The organism is Xanthobacter sp. (genome assembly GCF_041911315.1).
Taxonomy (GTDB): domain Bacteria; phylum Pseudomonadota; class Alphaproteobacteria; order Rhizobiales; family Xanthobacteraceae; genus Xanthobacter; species Xanthobacter aminoxidans.
The window spans coordinates 59,285-78,422 of sequence record NZ_JAYRPE010000068.1; the positions used below are offsets into that span (position 1 = coordinate 59,285).

19 protein-coding genes and 1 pseudogene are annotated in these 19,138 nt (G+C 67.8%); 13 read left to right on the forward strand and 7 right to left on the reverse strand.

Translation table 11 applies throughout. The features are described 5' to 3' along the window. Positions 1-52 precede the first annotated feature (52 nt). Together ACE3QW_RS20030 and ACE3QW_RS20035 are read left to right on the forward strand one after the other, a co-directional pair. The gene (locus ACE3QW_RS20030) at positions 53-1,477 is read left to right on the forward strand and encodes a short-chain fatty acyl-CoA regulator family protein (protein WP_374253536.1); all 1,425 of its coding nucleotides are present in this window, start codon (positions 53-55) and stop codon (positions 1,475-1,477) included. A gap of 156 nt (positions 1,478-1,633) precedes the next feature. Further along, positions 1,634-1,825: pseudogene (locus ACE3QW_RS20035) on the forward strand (SH3 domain-containing protein); the annotation flags it as partial. 867 nt (positions 1,826-2,692) lie between these two features. Here the strand turns inward: ACE3QW_RS20035 and ACE3QW_RS20040 are convergent. Then, positions 2,693-3,190 carry a hypothetical protein gene (locus tag ACE3QW_RS20040; RefSeq protein WP_374253546.1) on the reverse strand — a complete coding sequence of 166 codons (498 nt, stop codon included), beginning with the start codon at positions 3,188-3,190 and terminating at the stop codon, positions 2,693-2,695. 19 nt (positions 3,191-3,209) lie between these two features. Here ACE3QW_RS20040 and ACE3QW_RS20045 point away from each other — a divergent pair, with 19 nt between their 5' ends. Then, complete coding sequence (locus tag ACE3QW_RS20045) at positions 3,210-4,574, forward strand: glutamate--tRNA ligase (RefSeq protein WP_374253537.1); 1,365 nt, start codon at positions 3,210-3,212, stop codon at positions 4,572-4,574. A gap of 220 nt (positions 4,575-4,794) precedes the next feature. Here ACE3QW_RS20045 and ACE3QW_RS20050 read toward each other — a convergent pair whose 3' ends face one another. The 6 genes from ACE3QW_RS20050 to ACE3QW_RS20075 form a co-directional block, all read right to left on the reverse strand. Further along, on the reverse strand, positions 4,795-6,285 hold the full coding sequence (locus ACE3QW_RS20050; protein ID WP_374253539.1) for a DegQ family serine endoprotease: 1,491 nt from the start codon (positions 6,283-6,285) through the stop codon (positions 4,795-4,797). A gap of 351 nt (positions 6,286-6,636) precedes the next feature. Next, positions 6,637-6,825, reverse strand: coding sequence for a DUF2065 domain-containing protein (locus tag ACE3QW_RS20055; RefSeq protein ID WP_024278426.1), 189 nt, complete (start codon positions 6,823-6,825; stop codon positions 6,637-6,639). Positions 6,826-6,842: 17 nt separating this feature from the next. Beyond that, a complete protein-coding gene (hflC, locus tag ACE3QW_RS20060; RefSeq protein ID WP_029558966.1) occupies positions 6,843-7,757 on the reverse strand; it encodes a protease modulator HflC in 915 nt (304 codons plus the stop codon). After that, positions 7,754-8,887, reverse strand: a complete 1,134-nt coding sequence (gene hflK / locus ACE3QW_RS20065; protein ID WP_029558965.1) for an FtsH protease activity modulator HflK — start codon at positions 8,885-8,887, stop codon at positions 7,754-7,756. The genes hflC and hflK overlap by 4 nt, the downstream gene beginning before the upstream one ends. A gap of 290 nt (positions 8,888-9,177) precedes the next feature. Continuing rightward, positions 9,178-9,456, reverse strand: coding sequence for a ribbon-helix-helix domain-containing protein (locus ACE3QW_RS20070; RefSeq protein WP_024278429.1), 279 nt, complete (start codon positions 9,454-9,456; stop codon positions 9,178-9,180). After that, positions 9,437-9,652: a DUF4169 family protein gene (locus ACE3QW_RS20075; protein ID WP_309298293.1), complete on the reverse strand. Its 216-nt coding sequence runs from the start codon at positions 9,650-9,652 to the stop codon at positions 9,437-9,439. The genes ACE3QW_RS20070 and ACE3QW_RS20075 overlap by 20 nt, the downstream gene beginning before the upstream one ends. A gap of 245 nt (positions 9,653-9,897) precedes the next feature. Between ACE3QW_RS20075 and fumC the strand changes: the two genes are divergently transcribed. From fumC to ACE3QW_RS20125, 10 genes are all read left to right on the forward strand, one after another. Next, positions 9,898-11,286 carry a class II fumarate hydratase gene (fumC, locus tag ACE3QW_RS20080; protein WP_029558964.1) on the forward strand — a complete coding sequence of 463 codons (1,389 nt, stop codon included), beginning with the start codon at positions 9,898-9,900 and terminating at the stop codon, positions 11,284-11,286. A 105-nt stretch (positions 11,287-11,391) separates the two neighbouring features. Next, positions 11,392-11,991, forward strand: a complete 600-nt coding sequence (locus ACE3QW_RS20085; protein WP_024278432.1) for a ParB-like protein — start codon at positions 11,392-11,394, stop codon at positions 11,989-11,991. A 93-nt stretch (positions 11,992-12,084) separates the two neighbouring features. Then, positions 12,085-12,696 carry a LemA family protein gene (locus tag ACE3QW_RS20090; protein WP_024278433.1) on the forward strand — a complete coding sequence of 204 codons (612 nt, stop codon included), beginning with the start codon at positions 12,085-12,087 and terminating at the stop codon, positions 12,694-12,696. Between the two features lie 28 nt (positions 12,697-12,724). Then, on the forward strand, positions 12,725-13,570 hold the full coding sequence (locus ACE3QW_RS20095; protein WP_374253545.1) for a YgcG family protein: 846 nt from the start codon (positions 12,725-12,727) through the stop codon (positions 13,568-13,570). 67 nt (positions 13,571-13,637) lie between these two features. Continuing rightward, positions 13,638-14,315, forward strand: coding sequence for a TPM domain-containing protein (locus ACE3QW_RS20100; protein ID WP_029558962.1), 678 nt, complete (start codon positions 13,638-13,640; stop codon positions 14,313-14,315). A 140-nt stretch (positions 14,316-14,455) separates the two neighbouring features. Further along, the gene (locus tag ACE3QW_RS20105; protein WP_024278436.1) at positions 14,456-15,439 is read left to right on the forward strand and encodes a malate dehydrogenase; all 984 of its coding nucleotides are present in this window, start codon (positions 14,456-14,458) and stop codon (positions 15,437-15,439) included. Positions 15,440-15,979: 540 nt separating this feature from the next. After that, positions 15,980-16,351 carry a 30S ribosomal protein S12 gene (rpsL, locus tag ACE3QW_RS20110; protein WP_012113697.1) on the forward strand — a complete coding sequence of 124 codons (372 nt, stop codon included), beginning with the start codon at positions 15,980-15,982 and terminating at the stop codon, positions 16,349-16,351. Between the two features lie 17 nt (positions 16,352-16,368). Next, positions 16,369-16,839 carry a 30S ribosomal protein S7 gene (gene rpsG, locus ACE3QW_RS20115; protein ID WP_024278437.1) on the forward strand — a complete coding sequence of 157 codons (471 nt, stop codon included), beginning with the start codon at positions 16,369-16,371 and terminating at the stop codon, positions 16,837-16,839. A gap of 17 nt (positions 16,840-16,856) precedes the next feature. Then, the gene (gene fusA / locus ACE3QW_RS20120) at positions 16,857-18,932 is read left to right on the forward strand and encodes an elongation factor G (protein ID WP_024278438.1); all 2,076 of its coding nucleotides are present in this window, start codon (positions 16,857-16,859) and stop codon (positions 18,930-18,932) included. A gap of 65 nt (positions 18,933-18,997) precedes the next feature. Then, positions 18,998-19,138 (forward strand): GTP-binding protein (locus tag ACE3QW_RS20125; protein ID WP_374252176.1); only part of this gene is annotated, 141 nt, incomplete at its 3' end.

The following is a 19,138-nucleotide window of genomic DNA, read 5'->3' on the forward strand; positions in this document are numbered from 1 at the left end:
CAGGACGTTAGGTCAGTCGCGGCCGACGACCGCTGAGAGTGCGGGAGGAGACATGCGCCAAAAGGTGTTTGCCGGCCACGCGGTGCGCCGGCTGCGCGAGAAGCTGGGGCTGAAGCAGGGCGAGCTGGCCCAGCGCCTCGCCGTCTCGCCCTCCTATATCAACCAGATCGAGAGCAACCAGCGTCCGCTGACGGCCTCGGTGCTGATCGCCATCTCGCGCACCTTCGCAGTGGACATCACCTCCTTCGGCGCGGAAGACCTCGACCGTCTGGTCGCCGACCTGCGCGAAACCGCGGCCGACCCCCTGTTCAAGGATCTCGACCTCGGCCTTCAGGACATGAAGGCGGTGGCGAACCTTTCGCCCGCGTTCGCCCACGCCTTCCTGCGGATGCATGTCGCGCTGCGCCGCACGGCGGAGTGGCGCGCCTCCCTCGACGACATGATCACGGCCGGCGTCACGCCGGGCGCGGATGAGTCCAAGCTGATCCCCTATGAGGAGGTCCGCGACTTCTTCCATTACATTGACAATTACGTGGATGGCCTTGATCGCGCGGCGGAAAATGCCGCAACGTCACTCGGCATCATGGAAGGGGGCGACCCGGCCGCGGCCATCGCCGCCCATCTCGCCCGCCGCCATCAGGTGCAGGTGGAGATCGGCCCGGCCGACCCCGACGCGCCCCTCTCCCGCTACGATCCGCGGGCGCGGCGGCTGGTGCTCTCCGGCGTGCTGCCGGCGGCGACGCGGGCCTTCCGCATGGCCGTCACCATGGCCCAGCTGGAGCATGGGGCGCTGGTGGAGCACACGGTGTCCTCCGGTGCCTTCCGCAGCCAGACGGCGGGGGAGATCTGCCGGCTGGCGCTGCAGAACTATTTCGCAGGTGCGTTGATACTTCCTTATCGCCGCTTCCTCGAGCTTGCCCGCCGCCTGCGGCACGACCTCGACCGCATGGCGCTGGAGACCGGGGCGAGCCTGGAGCAGGTGTGTCACCGCCTCTCCACCCTCCAGCGGCCGGGGGCGAAGGGCGTGCCCTTCTATTTCGCCAAGGTCGACCGGGCCGGCAACATCACCAAGCGCCACTCGGCGACGCGCTTCCAGTTCGCCCGCCATGGGGGGGCCTGCGCGGCGTGGAACGTGCACGAGGCGTTCGAGGTGGCGGGCCGCACTTTGGTGCAGGTGGGCGAGATGCCGGACGGCGCCCGCTACATCTGCCTCGCCCGCGCTGTGTCGAGCCCGGCGCTGCGCCATGGCCAGCCGGCGCGGGCCTATGCCTTCGGCCTCGGCTGCGAGGTCTCCTTCGCCCACGATATCGTCTATGCGGACGGGCTGGACCTGAAGGCGGCGCCGGTGGCGAAGCTCGGCGTCTCCTGCCGCATCTGCCCGCGCCGGGACTGCGATCTCAGGGCCTTTCCGCCTCTCGACCGCGACATCCGCATCGATGAGAACGTGCGCGATATCGTCCCGTTCACCATCTCCTGACGCAATTCGGCCGCGCCTGCGCTTGCGAAACGCCTTGCCTGCGCACACGAAACGCCATGAGGGCGGGTTTAAAGTATCCTCATCGGCTCAATGCGAGTCGCATGGGAGTGGTCCATGAGGGTGCTGAAGCTGACCGGCTGGGTAGCCGGGTTGGCCATGGCGGGGATCGTTTCGGCGCAGGCCGCGCCGGCCTTCTCCACGGCAAACGTCAACATCCGGACGGGGCCGGATACCGAATTCCCCAGCCTCGGCGTCATCCCCGACGGCTCGCCCATCGAGGTGGAAGGCTGCCTCCAGGACGAGTCCTGGTGCGACGTGATCTGGCAGGATTTCCGTGGCTGGGTGTACAGCGAGTACATTGGCTACGAGCAGCAAGGCCGCACCGCCGTGCTGCCCGACTGGGGCGTCGCCGCCATCGGCGTGCCGGTGGTGGCTTTCGCCGCCTCCCAGTACTGGAACACCTATTACGTCAACCGACCCATCTATGTGAACCAGCCCTGGTACGCGGATCGCTACCGCTGGGAGGTCTATAACCCGCGGCCGCGTCCCGGCTGGGGCCCGCCGCCTCCCGGTCCGCGTCCGCCCGGCTGGTGGCGCACCGGCTACGTGCCGCCTCCCGGCATGAGGCCGCCGCCGGATGCCCCGCGCCCGCCGCCCAATTGGGGCCAGCCCGGCTACCCCGGCAGCCCCGGCTATCCCCCCGGACGTCCCGGCTATCCCGGTGGACCGGGCGGTCCCGGCTATCCGGGCGGCCCCGGTGGACCGGGTGGCCCCGGCTACCCCGGTGGTCCCGGTCAGCCCGGCGGTCCTGGCGGTCCCGGTCATCCCGGTGGTCCCGGTGGACCGGGTGGTCCCGGCTATCCCGGCGGCCCCGGCCAGCCCGGAGGTCCTGGCGGTCCCGGTCATCCCGGTGGTCCCGGTGGACCGGGTGGTCCCGGCTATCACGGTGGTCCCGGTCAGCCCGGCGGTCCGGGCGGTCCGGGCCATCCGGGAGCTCGCGGCCAGCCCGGTGGTCCGGGACAGGTGCAGCCTGGTCAGCCCGGCGGTCGTCCGGGTCAGCCCGGCGTGCCTCCGGGGCAGGTGCAGCCGGGGCAACCCGGCCAGCCCGGCCAGCCGGGTGCTCGTCCGGGGCAGCCGTCGCCGGCCGAGCGCCAGCAGCAGCTGCGCCAGCAACAGCAGGAACTGAACCAGCAGCGCCAGCAGCAGCAACAGCAGTTAAAGCAGCAACAGCAGGAGCAGATCCAGCAGCGTCAGCAGCAGATGCAGCAGCGTCAGCAGGAACAGATCCAGCAGCGCCAGCAGCAGCAACAGCGTCAGCAGGAACAGATCCAGCAGCGCCAGCAGCAGCAACAGCAGATGCAGCAGCGCCAGCAGGAGCAGATCCAGCAGCGCCAGCAGCAGATGCAGCAGCAGCGCCAGCAACAGCAGCAGCAGATTCAGCAGATGAATCAGCAGCGTCAGCAGGAGATGCAGCAGCAGCGTCAGCAGTACCAGCAGCAGCGCCAGCAGCTGATCCAGCAGCAGCAACAGCAGCGTCCGCCGCAGCAGCAGGCGCAACCCCCGCAGCAGCGGCCGCAGCCGCAGCAGGGCGGGGGCGGCGGCAACCGGTGCCAGGGCCCGGACTGCCCGCAACCGCGCTGAACGCAAAGAAGAGCCCGGCCGCAAGGCCGGGCTCTTCGCTTTCGGGGCCCCGCCCATCGACGTGCGCCGCAAGGCGGGTTATGGGCTCCTCATGTCCGCTCCCCTGCGAAATCCCGCGCCCGTGCTGCGCTTCGCCCCGTCGCCCACCGGCCTGATCCATGTGGGCAATGCCCGCACCGCGCTCCTCAATGCGCTGATCGCCCGCCGCGCCTGCGGCACCTTCATCCTGCGCTTCGACGACACGGATGCCGCCCGCTCCCGGGCCGAATATGCGGACGCCATCGCCGCCGACCTCGCCTGGCTCGGCATTGCGCCGGATGTCACCGTGCGCCAGTCGGACCGGCTCGCGGACTATGCGGCGGCGGCGGAGCGGCTGAAGGCCATGGGCCGCCTTTATCCCGCCTACGAGACTGAGGAGGAGCTGGACCTCAAGCGCGGCCTCCAGCGCGCCCGCGGCCTGCCGCCGGTCTATGACCGCGCCGCCCTCGCGCTCTCGCCCGAAGACCGCGCCCGGCTGGAGGCCGAGGGCCGCCGCCCGCACTGGCGGTTCCGGCTCGACCATCGCGTGGTGGCGTGGGACGACGGCGTGCGCGGCCCGCAGCAGGTGGACACCAGCACCCTCTCGGACCCCGTGCTGGTGCGCGCGGACGGCAGCTTCCTCTACACGCTCCCCTCGGTGGTGGACGATCTGGCGCTGGGCGTCACGCAGGTCATCCGGGGCGAGGACCACGTGACCAATACGGCGGTGCAGATCGAGATCTTCGAGGCGCTGGGCGGCCCGGTGCCCGGCTTCGCGCACCACAATCTGCTGACCCTTCCGTCCGGCGAAGGCCTTTCCAAGCGGCTCGGCCACCTCTCCTTGTCGGCGTTGCGCGAGGCGGGGCAGGAGGCGCTGGCGGTGGCCGCGCTCTCGGTGTTGGTGGGCACCTCCCATGCGGTGGAGCCGGTGGCGAGCCTCGATGCGCTGGCGGCGATGGTGGACCTTGCCGCCATCTCCCGCGCGCCCGCCCGCTTTGATCCGGCGGACCTCGACGCGCTGACCGCCCGCACCCTGCACCTCATGCCCTTCGCCGCCGCAACCGCGCGGCTTCAGGCGGCCGGGGTCGGCGGCGGAGAGGCTTTCTGGCTGGCTGTGCGCGCGAACCTCTCCCGGTTTGAGGATGCGCGGAGCTGGTGGGAGATCGTTGCCACGCCGCAGGCGGGCGTCATCGCGGACGCGGATCGCGCCTTCCTCGCCGAGGCCGCTGGCCTGCTGCCGGCCGAGCCGTGGGACGGCACAACATGGAAGGCGTGGACGGGGGCGGTGAAAGCGACGGCTGGCCGCTCGGGCCGGGGCCTCTTCCACCCCCTGCGCCTCGCCCTCACCGGCCGCGAGACCGGCCCCGAGCTCGCCGCTTTGCTGCCGCTGATGGGCCGGGCGCGGGCTGAGGCGCGGCTCAAGGGCGAGGTGGGGTAGCACGCCGGCGTGACGAAACCGCCGTCATGCCCGGCCTTGTGCCGGGCATCCACGTCGGGCCGATGGCGCCAAAGGCGGAAAGCTATTCCCAGCCGATCCACGTGGATGCCCGGGACAAGCCCGGGCATGACGATGCATCGGAATGGAGGGGATCGCTCCCGTCCCCTGACGTCGTGATGGGCACCCGGGTCGAGGGCGCCAAAGTCGGGACAGCGCCCCCTCAGTTCAGCGGCACCGTCACGAACTCCTGCTTGCCCTCGCCGTCGGAGACGAGGAACAGGGCGGAGCGCTTGCCGGCCTTGCGCAGGGCATCGATCTGCTTCTCCACGTCGGCGGGGCTCGCCACCGCTTCCTGGCCCACCTGCACGATGACCTGACCCGCCTTCAGCCCCTTGTCGGAGGCGGGGGACGAACGGTCCACGTCGGTGATGACCACGCCGGAAATCTCGCTCTTGATCTTGAAGCGCTTGCGCAGGTCGTCGCTCATGGCGGAAAGCTCGATGCCGAGCGCCTTCTTCGGCGGCACCTTCTGCGCCTCGGGGGCGGGCTTCGAGGCCTCCGGCTTGTCGTCCTCCGGCATGCGGGCGACCTTGACGCGCAGGGTCTCCTCCTTGCCCTTGCGGATCACCACCACCTCCACCTCGCTGTCGGCCATGGTGTCGGCCACGGTGCGGGTGAGGTCGCGCACTTCCTTGACGTCGCGGCCGTTGAACTTGACGATCACGTCGCCGGCCTTGATGCCGCCCTGGGCGGCCGGGCTGTTCTCCGTCACCACGCCGATGAGCGCGCCGCGCGGCTTGCCGAGGCCGAGGCTCTCGGCGATGTCCTCGGTGACGGGCTGGATGCGCACGCCGATCCAGCCGCGCCGCACTTCCTTGAACTGCTCGATCTGGGCGATCACCGGCTGGGCGGTGGCCGAGGGCACGGCGAAGCCGATGCCGATGGAGCCGCCCGAGGGGGAGATGATGGCGGTGTTGATGCCGATCACCTCGCCATTCATGTTGAACAGCGGGCCGCCGGAATTGCCCCGGTTGATGGCCGCATCCGTCTGGATGAAATTGTCGTAGGGGCCGGAATTGATGTCGCGGTTGCGGGCGGAGACGACGCCCACCGTCAGCGTGCCGCCGAGGCCGAACGGGTTGCCGATGGCCATCACCCAGTCGCCCACGCGCAGCTTCTCGCTGTCACCGAACTTCACCGCCACGAGGGGCTTGGGCGGGTTCACCTTGAGCAAGGCGAGGTCGGTCTTGGTGTCGCGGCCGACCACTTCGGCCTTCAGCTTCGAGCCGTCGTTGAAATTGGCGAAGATCTCGTCGGCATCCGAGATGACGTGGTTGTTGGTGACGATGAAGCCGGAGGGATCGATGACGAAGCCCGAGCCCAGCGAGGAGACGCGGCGCGAGCGCTGCTCGCTGCCATCCTCCGGGCGGCGCTTGAAGAATTCGTCGAAGAAATCCTCGTAGGGCGAGCCCGGCGGCAGTTGCGGCGCGGGCACCGAGCGGGAGGGGGCGACGTTCTGCGAGGTGGAGATGTTCACCACCGCGTCCATCACCTTCTCGGCCACGTCCGCCACCGTATCCGGCCCCTTGCCGGGCGCTGCATGGAGCGGCGCGCTGCCGATGCCGGTGAAGGCCACCGCCGCCGCCAGCAGCAGCGCGGGCAGCCGGGACCGGCCGGGGAGGAGACGGGAAGGCACGAACGGTGCAGGCATGGCTGTCCTCGAGATCATCCCCAGAGGCTGCGACGCCAGCGCTCCGGGCGCAAGCCCCGCGATGCTCACGATCCGGCGGGGGAGGCGCACAGTCAGGGACGATTGCGGCAATCTCACCGCCGGCAGCCTGCGACAGGGGCCGCCATGCCGCCCCTTGTCGTTTCCCGTTCAGTTGCCGGGCGTCCGCGTTCCTCACCTTTCGTCATCCCCCGGCTCGTCCGGGGGATCCACGGCGCCGCGTGAGTGCTCCCGGCCAGCGGGCACACCTGCGGCCCGAAAGTGGATCGCCCGGACGAGCCGGGCGATCACGCGGATGGATGGATTGGAAAACGGGGCCGGAAAGCCCCGCCTTCAGAAGCTGCGCACCAGAAACACCACCAGCACTCCCAGCGCGCCGACGCCGAGGCCGGCGAGGCGCATGGGGGTTTCCGGTGCGTGGAGGACCGCCCGCATGGCCTTGCGCCACGCCCCCGGAAAGGCGGCGAGGCACAGGCCCTCGATGGCCAGCATGAGGCCGAGGGCGGCCAGGAGGTCCTTCATGCCGCCTGCCGGGCCGGTCAGTTGCCGGCCGCCGGCAGGGCGACGGGCGCACCTGCCGCGGACACTCCGGTGGGGCTCTGGAAGAAGCGGAAGAAGTTCGAATCCGGCGCCAGCAGCATGCGGGTGTCGGACGACTTCATGCTCGCCTCATAGGCCTGCATGGAGCGGTAGAAGGCGAAGAAGTCCGGGTCGCGCTGGTAGGCATCGGCGAAGATGCGGTTGCGCTCCGCGTCGCCTTCGCCGCGCAGTTGCTCGCCCTTGGACGTTGCCTCCGCCACCACGATGGTGACCTCGCGATCGGCACGGGCACGCAGGCGCTGGGCGGCCTCGTTGCCCTGGGCGCGGATTTCCGCCGCTTCCCGCTGACGCTCGGTCTGCATGCGCTGGAACACCGCCTGGCTGTTGGCTTCCGGCAGATCGGCGCGGCGGATGCGGACATCCACCACGGTGATGCCGAAGTTGGCGGCCTCGCGGTTCACCTGCTCGTTGATCTGCCGCATCAGCCCTTCGCGCTGGTCGCGCACCACGCTGATGAAGGTGTTCTCGCCGAGCACCCGGCGCAGCGCCGAGTTGAGCACCGTGGAGAGGCGGGAATTGGCGCCCTGCACCGTGCCCACCGACTGGTAGAAGCGCAGCGGGTTGGTGATGCGGTAGCGCGCGAAGGCGTCCACCACGAGGCGCTTCTGGTCCGCCGCGATCACTTCCTGCTGGGGGTTTTCCAGGTCGAGGATGCGGTTGTCGATATAGACCACGCTGTCGATGAACGGCACCTTCCAGTGCAGTCCGGGCGAGGTCACGGGCGCCAGCGGCTCGCCGAGGCGCAGCACCAGTGCCTGCTGGGTCTGGCTGACGATGAAGGCGGACGAATAGACGAGGACGAGGGCGATGACGCCGAGGACGGCGAGGACGCCGCCGAAGACCGGATTTCTCATCGGGCGGCTCCCTGGGGCTGCGTGGCCGGCGCCGGGGCGCGGCGGATCGTGTCGGTCAGGGGCAGGACGGGCACGACGCCGCTGCCGCCCTGTCGGGCCGCGGAGGGATCGACCAGCACCTTGTCCACGCTGCCGAGCACACGCTCCATGGTTTCGAGGTACATGCGCTGGCGCGTGACCTCCTTCGCCTTCTGGTACTCGTCATAGACCTTGAGGAAGCGGGCGGCCTGGCCGCGAGCCTCCACCACGGTCCGCTCGCGATAGGCCTGGGCCGCATTCTCGATGCGGGAGGCCTCGCCGCGGGCCTCGGGCAGCACGCGGTTGGCGTACGTCTGCGCCTCGTTCTGGGCGCGCTCGGCGTCGGCGCGGGCGGCCTGCACGTCGCGGAAGGCGTCGATGACCTGGCTCGGCGGATCGACCTTCTGCATCTGCACCTGGGTGACCTGCACGCCGGCCTTGTAGCCGTTGAGCACCTGCTGCATCAGCTCCTGCACGCCGGTCTCGATGCCCTGCCGGGCGCCGGTGAGGATGGGCTGGATGTTGGTGCGGCCGATCACCTCGCGCATGGCGCTCTCGGCCACGGCCTTGATGGTGCCCTCGGGGTTCTGCACGTTGAACAGGTATTCCTCGGCGTTGTTGATGACCCAGAACACCGAGAAGTCCACGTCGACGATGTTCTCGTCGCCGGTGAGCATCAGGCTCTCCTCGGCCACGTCGGTGGTCCGGGTGCCGTTGCGGCGGGGGTCTTCGCTCACCCGCATGCCGATGTCGATGCGGTTGACGAACGTCACCTTGGGGGTGAGCACGGTCTCGACGGGATAGGGCCAGTGATAGTTGAGGCCCGGCTGGGTGATGCCGACGAACTTGCCGAAGCGCAGCACCACGCCCTGCTCGTCGGGGAGCACGCGATAGAAGCCGGAGAGGAACCAGCCGGCCACCACGAGCGCGATGACGAGGATGATGCCGTTGGTCCCGAAGGATCCGGGCATGATGGAGCGCAGGCGGTCCTGGCTGCGGCGGATCAGGTCTTCAAGGTCTGGCGGCGTCGGTCCCGATGAAGAGGGTCCCGAACCCCAGGGACCCCGCGGCCCATTACCCCATGGGCCGCCACTCTGATTCTTCCACGACATCCGTCGTCTCCCGTGGGCGGTGCCGCCACCGGCACCCGCGTCGCTGATCCTGCCACCGGCGCGGATGCGGACTGGCCGCACGCTAGCACGCCGCCCGCAGCGGGTCGCCCGAGGCAAACGACTCCGCTGGGGAGCACATCTGCAGGGCAAACCCGTTCGGCGGGAAGGACCTGGACGTGGCACGCCGCGTCAGGCCTGCCCCGCCGGGCCAGGTGGTTATAGGAAACCGCGCACCGCCTTTCAACGCGATGCGCGGTCAGCTCAGTCCGCAGATAAGGTTGACCTCGCGCTTACGCAACGGGAGGGCTGGAGACCTGGAGACGTTCTCCTGCGGCCTGGGCGCGCGCCTGGGTGGCGGCGCCGCGATAATGGTCGAGCACGAACAGGCGGATGGCGGAGGAGAGATTCCCCTGCGAACGGCCGGAATCGATGGTCGCCACGAGATCGGACAGGGTAAGCCGGCGGCCGCTCGCAATCTCCTTCAGAGCCTCCCAGAAGGCATCCTCGAGACTGACGCTGGTCTTGTGCCCGGCAATGACGATGGATCTTTTAACCACGGGGCTTTTCATGTTCATCCCTCTCGGTCAGGGCGTGGCCCTCAAGGTGGCGCTCTTGCCGCGCGTGCTCGTCCGCTTGTTGCTGACGCTCAGCCTTGGTCCGACCGAATCGGATCCGATTCTGGCTGGCTGCCGCATCAGCCGCCTGACGGGCCCGCGCCTTGCGCGCCCGGTGAAGATTGACCACGTCGCCCAACGCTTGCCTCACCTTGCCGTCGGATTCCTCCGCGCCGACGGCAGATGATCTTCTGTACGGCCGGCGTCACGCGTCAGGCCACTTAGCCCGCAGAGGAATTTTACCTCATTGAGCACGGTCAAGATATGGCTAAATTCCAAGGAGGTAACATCCCTCCGCTACCTCTCTGGAACTATTTTAGGGTGGAGGTGCGCCTCCCCCAGCGGGCGTGAGCTGTGCTAAGAGCCGCGCGCCCGCGTCTTAAGGAAAGGCCCGCCATGACCACCCGCACAGAGACCGACACATTCGGTCCCATCGAGGTTGAATCCGACCGCTACTGGGGCGCGCAGGCGCAGCGCTCGCTCGGCAACTTCAAGATCGGCTGGGAGAAGCAGCCGCTGCCGGTGGTGCGCGCCCTCGGCATCGTCAAGCGCGCCGCGGCGGAAGTGAACCGCGACCTCGGCCGCCTCGATCCCAAGCTCGCCGACGCCATCGTCGCCGCCGCCCAGGAAGTGATCGAGGGCAAGCTCGACGCCCACTTCCCGCTGGCCGTCTGGCAGACCGGCTCCGGCACCCAGTCCAACATGAATGCCAACGAGGTGATCTCGAACCGGGCCATCGAGATGCTCGGCGGGGAGATGGGCTCCAAGAAGCCCGTGCATCCCAACGATCACGTCAATATGAGCCAGTCGTCCAACGACACCTACCCCACCGCCATGCACATCGCCTGCGCGGAGGAGATCGTCCATCGCCTGCTGCCGGCGCTGAAGCACCTGCACGGCGCGCTCGCCGCCAAGTCGGCCGAGTGGAAGGACATCATCAAGATCGGCCGCACCCACACCCAGGATGCGACGCCCCTGACGCTGGGCCAGGAATTCTCCGGCTACACCCAGCAGGTCGAGAACGGCATCAAGCGCATCGAGATGACCCTGCCGGCCCTCATGGAGCTGGCGCAGGGCGGCACCGCCGTGGGCACCGGCCTCAACGCCCCGGTCGGCTTCGCCGAGAAGGTGGCGGCGCAGATCGCCGGCATCACCGGCCTGCCCTTCACCTCGGCGCCCAACAAGTTCGAGGCGCTCGCCGCCCACGACGCCATGGTGTTCTCGCACAGCGCCATCAACACGGTGGCGGCCTCCCTGTTCAAGATCGCCAACGACATCCGCCTGCTCGGCTCGGGCCCGCGCTCCGGCCTCGGCGAGCTGTCGCTGCCGGAGAACGAGCCCGGCTCCTCCATCATGCCGGGCAAGGTGAACCCCACCCAGTGCGAGGCGCTGACCCAGGTCTGCGTGCAGATCTTCGGCAACAACGCCGCGCTCACCTTCGCCGGCAGCCAGGGCCATTTCGAGCTCAACGTCTACAATCCGGTGATGGCCTACAACTTCCTCCAGTCGGTGCGCCTGATGGCCGATGCGGCCATCAGCTTCACCGACAATTGCGTGGTCGGCATCGAGGCCCGCGAGGACAACATCAAGGCGGCGCTGGAGCGCTCGCTGATGCTCGTCACCGCGCTCGCCCCGAAGATCGGCTACGACAACGCCGCCAAGATCGCCAAGACCGCGCACAAGAAGGGCACGACCCTGCGCGAGGAGGCCGTGGGCGGCGGCTATGTGACCAACGAGGAATTCGACGCGGTGGTGCGGCCGGAGAAGATGATCTCTCCCGGCTGATCCATCCCCGGTCGTTGAAGCTTGGCGGCGGCACCCGGCACGGGTTGCCGCCGCCTTCGTTTTCGGGCCTGCTCCAGCGGTCGCGCAGGCAGGGCAGGGAATCGAATGGCGGACCTCACCGAGATCGACATCGCGGCGCTCAACCCCACCCAGCTGACGCTGGGCTTGCAGGAGGTGGAGCGGCGGGCCGCGCAGATGCGCAAGCTCTCCCGTCGCGAGCTGAGGACGCTGAAGGAGAGCCGGCCGGTGCCCTACGTGGTGGGGCCGAAGCGCCGGCTCTACATCATCGATCATCACCATCTGTGCCGGGCGCTCCTCGCCGTCGGCGACGAGACCGTGCTGCTGGGCGAGGCGCGGGCCGACTGGTCCAGCCTCGACCTCAAGGCCTTCTGGCATCGCATGGAGACCGAGGGCCTGTGCTGGCCCATCGACGTGGACGGCAACCGCCGTCCCTGCCTGAAGATTCCTGGCCATGTGAGCGAGCTCACCGACAATCCCTGGCGGACGCTCGCCCGCGGCGTGCGCGGGAAGGCCTATGCCAACGAGGACACGCCGTTCCAGGAATTCATGTGGGGCAATTACTACCGCTCCTTCATGACCACGCGGCTGCTGGAGACCGATATCGCGCTGGCCGAGAAGCTGGCCGTGAAGGTGTCTCTGCTGGACGAGGCGCAGGATCTGCCGGGGTATCTGGGCAAGGCGTGAGCAGGGCATCCGGATTGTCCCGGAACCTTTCTCGACCTTTGCCGTGTTATAAGCACGCCGCTGCCGGGATGCGGCGACAGGGGAGGGGCCACCATGTCCATCGTTCTTCGTGAATTTGCCCGCCTGCGGGCGCCGCTCTTCGCCATGCTGGCCGCGCTGACGCTGGCGGGCTGCGGCATCAATGTGATTCCCACCGAGGAGGAGCGCGCCAAGGCGGCGTGGAGCGAGGTGCTGAACCAGTACCAGCGCCGCTCCGACCTCATTCCCAATCTCGTCGAGACCGTGAAGGGCTACGCCGCCCAGGAGAAGGATGTGCTGACCTCGGTGATTGAGGCGCGCGCCAAGGCCACCTCCATCAAGGTCGATGCCTCCACCGTCACCGACCCGGCCCAGTTCAAGCAGTTCCAGGATGCGCAGGCGGGCCTGTCCTCCGCGCTGGGGCGGCTGATCGCGGTGTCGGAGGCCTATCCGGACCTGAAGTCCAACGCCAACTTCCTCGCCCTGCAATCGCAGATCGAGGGCACGGAGAACCGCATCGCGGTGGCGCGGCGCGATTATATCGAGGCGGTGAGGGTCTATAACACCGAGCTGAAGACCTTCCCGGGCGCCCTGTGGGCCGCCACCCTCTATCGCGCCTACAAGCCCATGGAGACCTTCACCATCTCCGAGCAGCAGATGCAGGTGCCGAAGGTGAAGTTCAACTGAGCGGGGAGCGACGGCGATGGGCCACCAGATGGGCCGGCCGCGCGCCTTTGCGGTCCACAGACCGGTCGCGGGCTTCGCGCTCGCGCTGGCCGGCCTTCTGGCGCTGTGTCTCGCCGTCGCGCCCGTAGGCGTCGCCCCCGCCTGGGCGGAACTGACCTTCCCGCCCCTCACCGGACGGGTGGTGGATGCCGCCCATGTGCTTGATCCCGGCACCCTTGCCGCGCTCGATGCCAAGCTGGCGGCGCAGGAGGCGAAGGCCACCGACCAGCTGGTCGTCGCTACCGTTCCTTCGCTGCAGGGCACCTCCATCGAGGATTACGCCAACCGCCTGTTCCGCACCTGGCAGATCGGGCAGGCGAAGAAGAACAACGGCGTGCTCCTCCTCGTCGCCCCGGCGGAGCGCAAGGTGCGCATCGAGGTGGGCTACGGCCTCGAAGGCATCCTGACGGACGCGGTGTCGGCCACCATCATCCGCAACGCCATCGTGCCCGCGTTCAAGTCCGGCGACATGGCGGCGGGCATCGTGAAGGGCACGGACGCCATCCTCGAAATCCTGAACCTCGACCCGGACGAGGCGAAGGCGCGGGCGAAACAGCTGGAATCCTCCGACTGGACCGAGGAGGAGGTGGACAACCTCATCTTCTTCGCGGTGATGGTCATCTTCATGGGCTTCATCATCTGGCGCGTCATGCGCGGCGGCGGGCCGGGCGGCCCTGCGGCCCGCAGGCGGCCCGGCGGCGCGGTGGCTGGCGGTCCGATCTCGTGGGAATGGGGCACCGGCAGCGGCTCCGGCTGGTCCGGTGGTTCCTCCGGCGGGGGCTGGTCGGGCGGCGGCGGCTCCTCCGGTGGCGGCGGCGCGTCTGGGGATTGGTAGGCCCGCCCTTGCGATTTTACCGCGCACCTGCAAACTTCGGGCGCGCCAGTGCAGGGGAGGGGCTCGCGTGAACCAGCAATCCGCCACGACCGCCACGAGCACGACGACCACCACCCAGGATGCGGGCCGCTATGGCCTGCCGCAGCACGCGCTCCAGCGCATCGCCGAGGCGGTGACGCTGGCCGAGGGGAAGACATCGGCCGAGATCCGCGTGGTGGTGACGCGGGCGCCGCTGGTGCAGCATCCCTTCTTCTCCATCCTGTGGGCCTCGCTGGCGGCGCTTGTTCTGCCGTGGCTCATCGTTCTCGCCTATCCCATGCCGGCGCTCTCGGCGCTGGCGCTGCAAGCCACGCTGTTCGTCATTCTCGCCGCCGCGCTGCTCATGCCCGGAATGGCGGAGAAGGCGGTGCCCCGCCTCGCGCTCAAGGCGGCGGCCCGCAACGCGGCCATCGAGACCTTCCTGAGCTACGGCATCCCGCAGACCAAGGGCCGCACCGGCATCCTCATCTTCGCCGCCGCGCGCGAGCGCCTGGTGGAGGTGGTGGCGGACGATGCCGCGCACGGTCCCCTGGGCGCCGCCGCGTGGCGCGACATCTGCGATGCGGTGGCCGCCCGCGCCCGGCAGGGGAGCCTCGCCGAAGGGCTGGTCGCCGGTGTCGAGAAAGCCGGCGACCTCCTCGCCGGTCCCCTCCCGCGCAAGCCCGACGACCGCAACGAGATGCCCAATCACGTGGTGGTGCTCTGACGCGGCGCGGCACGCCCTAGCCGAAGGTCGTGCGGCATCGCTGATTCTGAGGCCCGCGAGCGCCTTTCCATCGGCCGCGCCGCAGCATAGATTGCGCGCCCGAGCCTTCGGGGCTCATCCAAGGCAAAGGGCTTCTTCTCATGACCAAACCCGCCGTTCGCGTCGCAGTCACGGGCGCCGCCGGTCAGATTTGCTATTCTCTCCTTTTCCGCATCGCCAACGGCGACCTGTTCGGCAAGGATCAGCCGGTCATCCTCCAGCTTCTCGACCTCCCGCAGGCGCAGGGTGCCGTGAAGGGCGTGGTGATGGAGATCGAGGATTGCGCCTTCCCGAATTTCGCGGGCGTGGTCATCACCGATGATCCCAAGGTCGCCTTCAAGGACATCGACGCCGCGATTCTCGTGGGCGCCCGTCCCCGCTCGAAGGGCATGGAGCGCGCCGACCTCCTCTCCGCCAACGCCGAGATCTTCAAGGTCCAGGGCAAGGCGCTGAACGAGGTGGCCAAGCGCGACGTGAAGGTGCTGGTGGTCGGCAACCCGGCCAACACCAACGCCTACATCACCGCCAAGAGCGCCCCGGACCTGCCGGCCCGCAACATCACCGCCATGCTCCGCCTCGACCACAACCGCGCGCTGTCGCAGTTCGCGGCCAAGGCCGGTGTCGAGAGCAAGGACATCGAGAAGGTAGCGGTGTGGGGCAACCACTCCCCGACCATGTATGCCGACTACCGCTTCGCCACCGTGAAGGGCAAGCCGCTGCCGGAGCTCATCAACGACGAGACCTGGTATCGCGAGACCCTGCTGCCGACCGTCGGCAAGCGCGGCGCCGCCATCATCGAGGCCCGTGGCCTGTCGTCCGCGGCCTCCGCGGCCAATGCCGCCATCGACCACATGCACGACTGGATCCACGGCACCGCCGGCAAGTGGGTGTCCATGGGCGTGGCGTCCGATGGCTCCTACGGCGTGCCCGAGGGCATCGTTTTCGGCATGCCTGCCATCTGCACCGCGGGCGAGTATGAAGTGGTCCAGGGCCTGCCCATGGACGACTTCTCCAAGACCCAGTTCGACAAGACCCTCAAGGAGCTGCTGGAAGAGCGCGACGGCGTCGCCGCCCTCCTGGCCTGATTCCTTTCAGATCGCCCCCTCCCGCACCGCGGGCGGGGGCATTTGTTAAAAAAACATGAACTGCCGGCAGGGTGGCGGCGATTTATGACGGCGGTCACGGCTTCGTAAGCCTCAAAGCCGCGTAATTACGGGAAAGTCGGCGCGTTCCTTATTGACGTTCGGCGACTCTCCGGTTAGAAGCAGCCCACTTTCGCGGCAGGCGGTCGGCGTCTGAGTGATTGTTCCCTTCGAAATCAGCGCTTCCAAGTGCTTGAAGGGCCAATCTTGAAGCCGAAACGCTGCCAGGAACAGCACTGCGATAACTTCAGGTGCATGATCGCGGCGCCGGCCGGGAAAAAAGCCCCGGTATAGCGCGTTGTGATCCTCTGTCGCGAGAAAGGCGTGTCTGCCCCCTTTTGGGCGGTGGACGGCGCCTTTCGTGTTCGTTGGTGCGAAGGGAATTCAGGCCCTTTCGGGGCCAGTCGTGGCGATCCTTCAAAAGGGTCGTCGAAATGAAGGAATGCGGCCGAGGCCGCAGATCAGGACGAGGCGAAGGCGTACATGCCGACGATCAACCAGCTGATCCGTAAGCCGCGCGAAGCGCAGAAGGCGCGCGACAAGGCGCCGGCGCTCCAGGCGAGCCCGCAGAAGCGCGGTGTTTGCACGCGCGTTTACACGACGACCCCGAAGAAGCCGAACTCGGCTCTTCGTAAGGTCGCCAAGGTGCGGCTCACCAACAGCTACGAAGTGATCGGCTACATCCCCGGTGAAGGTCACAACCTTCAGGAGCACTCCGTGGTGATGATCCGTGGCGGCCGCGTGAAGGATCTTCCCGGCGTGCGCTACCACATCCTGCGTGGCGTGCTGGATACCCAGGGCGTGAAGAACCGCAAGCAGCGCCGTTCGAAGTACGGCGCGAAGCGGCCGAAGTGATAGTGAGGATCTGAACGATGTCCCGTCGTCACAAGGCTGAGCGCCGCGAAGTCATCCCGGACGCCAAGTATGGCTCCACCACCCTGTCGCGCTTCATGAATTCCGTCATGCGCGACGGCAAGAAGTCGGTCGCCGAAGGCATCGTCTACGGCGCTCTCGATGTGGTTGAGGCCAAGGCGAAGCACGATCCGGTCGAGGTCTTCATCCAGGCGCTCGAGAACGTTGCTCCCGCGGTGGAAGTTCGCTCCCGCCGTGTCGGTGGCGCGACCTACCAGGTTCCGGTCGAGGTGCGCACCGAGCGTCGCCAGACCCTCGCGATCCGCTGGCTCATCGCCTCGGCCCGCGCCCGCAACGAGAAGACCATGGTGGAGCGTCTCTCCGCCGAGCTGCTCGATGCTGCCAACAATCGCGGCTCCGCCGTGAAGAAGCGCGAAGACACGCACCGGATGGCCGAAGCCAACCGCGCGTTCTCGCATTACCGCTGGTGATCGGAGAGGACTGAGCGATGCCCCGTACTCACGCGATCGAGGACTACCGCAACTTCGGCATCATGGCCCACATTGATGCCGGCAAGACCACGACCACCGAGCGGATCCTCTATTACACCGGCAAGAGCCACAAGATCGGTGAAGTCCATGATGGCGCTGCCACCATGGATTGGATGACCCAGGAGCAGGAACGCGGCATCACCATCACGTCTGCCGCGACGACCGCTATCTGGCAGGGCAAGCGCCTGAACATCATCGACACCCCCGGGCACGTGGACTTCACCATCGAGGTGGAGCGTTCGCTCCGCGTGCTCGACGGCGCCGTGTGCGTGCTGGACGGCAACCAGGGCGTCGAGCCGCAGACCGAGACCGTGTGGCGCCAGGCGGACAAGTACAACGTGCCGCGCGTCGTGTTCGTCAATAAGATGGACAAGATCGGCGCCGACTTCTACCGCTGCGTCGAGATGATCGTGGACCGAGTCGCCGGCAACCCGGTGTGCTGCCAGCTCCCGATCGGTTCCGAGAGCAACTTCAAGGGCATCATCGACCTCGTCCGCATGAAGGCGGTCGTGTGGGAAGATGAAGCCCTCGGCGCGAAGTACCATGACGAGGAGATCCCCGCGGATCTCGCCGACAAGGCCGCCGAATACCGCAACAAGCTGGTGGAAGCCGCCGTCGAGCTCGACGACGACGCCATGGCTGCCTATCTCGACGGCACCGAGCCGGACGAGGCGACCCTCAAGCGCCTGATCCGCCTCGCCGTCATCGGCCGCAAGTTCAATCCCGTGTTCTGCGGCTCGGCCTTCAAGAACAAGGGCGTGCAGCCCCTGCTCGACGCGGTGGTGGACTATCTGCCGTCGCCGATCGATCGCGGCGCGATCAAGGGCATCGACTTCAAGACCGAGGAAGACACCGTGCGTCTTCCCTCGGACGACGAGCCGACCTCCGTCCTCGCGTTCAAGATCATGGACGACCCGTTCGTCGGCACCATCACCTTCTGCCGCGTCTACGCCGGCAAGATGGAAACCGGCATGGGCCTGCTCAACTCCACCCGCGACAAGCGTGAGCGCGTCGGCCGGATGCTGCTGATGCACGCCAACAACCGGGAAGACATCAAGGAAGCCTATGCGGGCGACATCGTCGCCCTCGCCGGCCTCAAGGATGTGCGCACGGGTGATACCCTCTGCGATCCGGCCAAGGCCGTGATCCTGGAGAAGATGGAATTCCCCGAGCCGGTCATCGAGATCGCGATCGAGCCGAAGTCCAAGGCCGACCAGGAGAAGCTGGGCATCGCCCTGTCGAAGCTGGCTGCCGAGGACCCGTCCTTCCGCGTGTCGACCGACTTCGAGAGCGGCCAGACCATCCTCAAGGGGATGGGCGAACTGCACCTCGACATCAAGGTCGACATCCTGAAGCGCACCTACAAGGTTGACGCCAACATCGGTGCTCCGCAGGTCGCCTATCGTGAGACCCTCACGAAGAAGACCGAGGTGGACTACACCCACAAGAAGCAGACCGGTGGTACCGGCCAGTTCGCGCGGGTGAAGTTCACGGTGGAGCCGAACGAGGCCGGCAAGGGCTTCGCCTTCGAGAGCGCCATCGTCGGTGGCGCGGTGCCGAAAGAGTACATCCCGGGCGTCCAGAAGGGCCTCGAGAGCGTGCTTGGCGCCGGCGTGCTGGCGGGCTTCCCGGTGGTGGACGTCAAGGTGACGCTCACCGACGGCGCGTTCCACGAAGTGGACTCGTCGGCCCTGGCGTTCGAGATCGCGTCCCGCGCGGCGTTCCGTGAGGCCCTGCAGAAGGGCACCTCGGTGCTGCTGGAGCCGATCATGAAGGTCGAGGTGGTGACCCCGGAAGACTACACCGGCTCGGTCATCGGCGACCTGAACTCCCGTCGTGGCCAGATCCAGGGCCAGGACATGCGTGGCAATGCGAACGTCATCAACGCGATGGTGCCGCTGGCCAACATGTTCGGCTACGTGAACACCCTGCGCTCCTTCAGCCAGGGCCGCGCCACCTTCACCATGCAGTTCGACCACTACGAGCAGGTGCCGTCGAACGTCGCTCAGGAGGTCCAGGCCAAATACGCTTGAGCGTAGAGGCCTGAACCCCACCTCACCCTTTCGGATCCCGCCAGCGAGACCCAACGGAGAGTCCCATGGCCAAAGAGAAGTTCAACCGCTCGAAGCCGCACTGCAACATCGGCACGATCGGTCACGTTGATCACGGCAAGACGTCGCTGACGGCAGCGATCACGAAGATCCTTGCGGAGTCTGGCGGCGCGACGTTCACGGCGTAC

Bases quoted from the DNA above. Each gene is read 5' to 3' on its own strand.
- ACE3QW_RS20030 (WP_374253536.1), top strand. From the start codon at position 53: ATGCGCCAAAAGGTGTTTGCCGGCCACGCGGTGCGCCGGCTGCGCGAG.
- ACE3QW_RS20045 (WP_374253537.1), top strand. From the start codon at position 3,210: ATGTCCGCTCCCCTGCGAAATCCCGCGCCCGTGCTGCGCTTCGCCCCG.
- ACE3QW_RS20050 (WP_374253539.1), bottom strand. From the start codon at position 6,285: ATGCCTGCACCGTTCGTGCCTTCCCGTCTCCTCCCCGGCCGGTCCCGG.
- ACE3QW_RS20055 (WP_024278426.1), bottom strand. From the start codon at position 6,825: ATGAAGGACCTCCTGGCCGCCCTCGGCCTCATGCTGGCCATCGAGGGC.
- hflC (WP_029558966.1), bottom strand. From the start codon at position 7,757: ATGAGAAATCCGGTCTTCGGCGGCGTCCTCGCCGTCCTCGGCGTCATC.
- hflK (WP_029558965.1), bottom strand. From the start codon at position 8,887: ATGTCGTGGAAGAATCAGAGTGGCGGCCCATGGGGTAATGGGCCGCGG.
- ACE3QW_RS20070 (WP_024278429.1), bottom strand. From the start codon at position 9,456: ATGAAAAGCCCCGTGGTTAAAAGATCCATCGTCATTGCCGGGCACAAG.
- fumC (WP_029558964.1), top strand. From the start codon at position 9,898: ATGACCACCCGCACAGAGACCGACACATTCGGTCCCATCGAGGTTGAA.
- ACE3QW_RS20085 (WP_024278432.1), top strand. From the start codon at position 11,392: ATGGCGGACCTCACCGAGATCGACATCGCGGCGCTCAACCCCACCCAG.
- ACE3QW_RS20090 (WP_024278433.1), top strand. From the start codon at position 12,085: ATGTCCATCGTTCTTCGTGAATTTGCCCGCCTGCGGGCGCCGCTCTTC.
- ACE3QW_RS20095 (WP_374253545.1), top strand. From the start codon at position 12,725: ATGGGCCGGCCGCGCGCCTTTGCGGTCCACAGACCGGTCGCGGGCTTC.
- ACE3QW_RS20105 (WP_024278436.1), top strand. From the start codon at position 14,456: ATGACCAAACCCGCCGTTCGCGTCGCAGTCACGGGCGCCGCCGGTCAG.
- rpsL (WP_012113697.1), top strand. From the start codon at position 15,980: ATGCCGACGATCAACCAGCTGATCCGTAAGCCGCGCGAAGCGCAGAAG.
- rpsG (WP_024278437.1), top strand. From the start codon at position 16,369: ATGTCCCGTCGTCACAAGGCTGAGCGCCGCGAAGTCATCCCGGACGCC.
- fusA (WP_024278438.1), top strand. From the start codon at position 16,857: ATGCCCCGTACTCACGCGATCGAGGACTACCGCAACTTCGGCATCATG.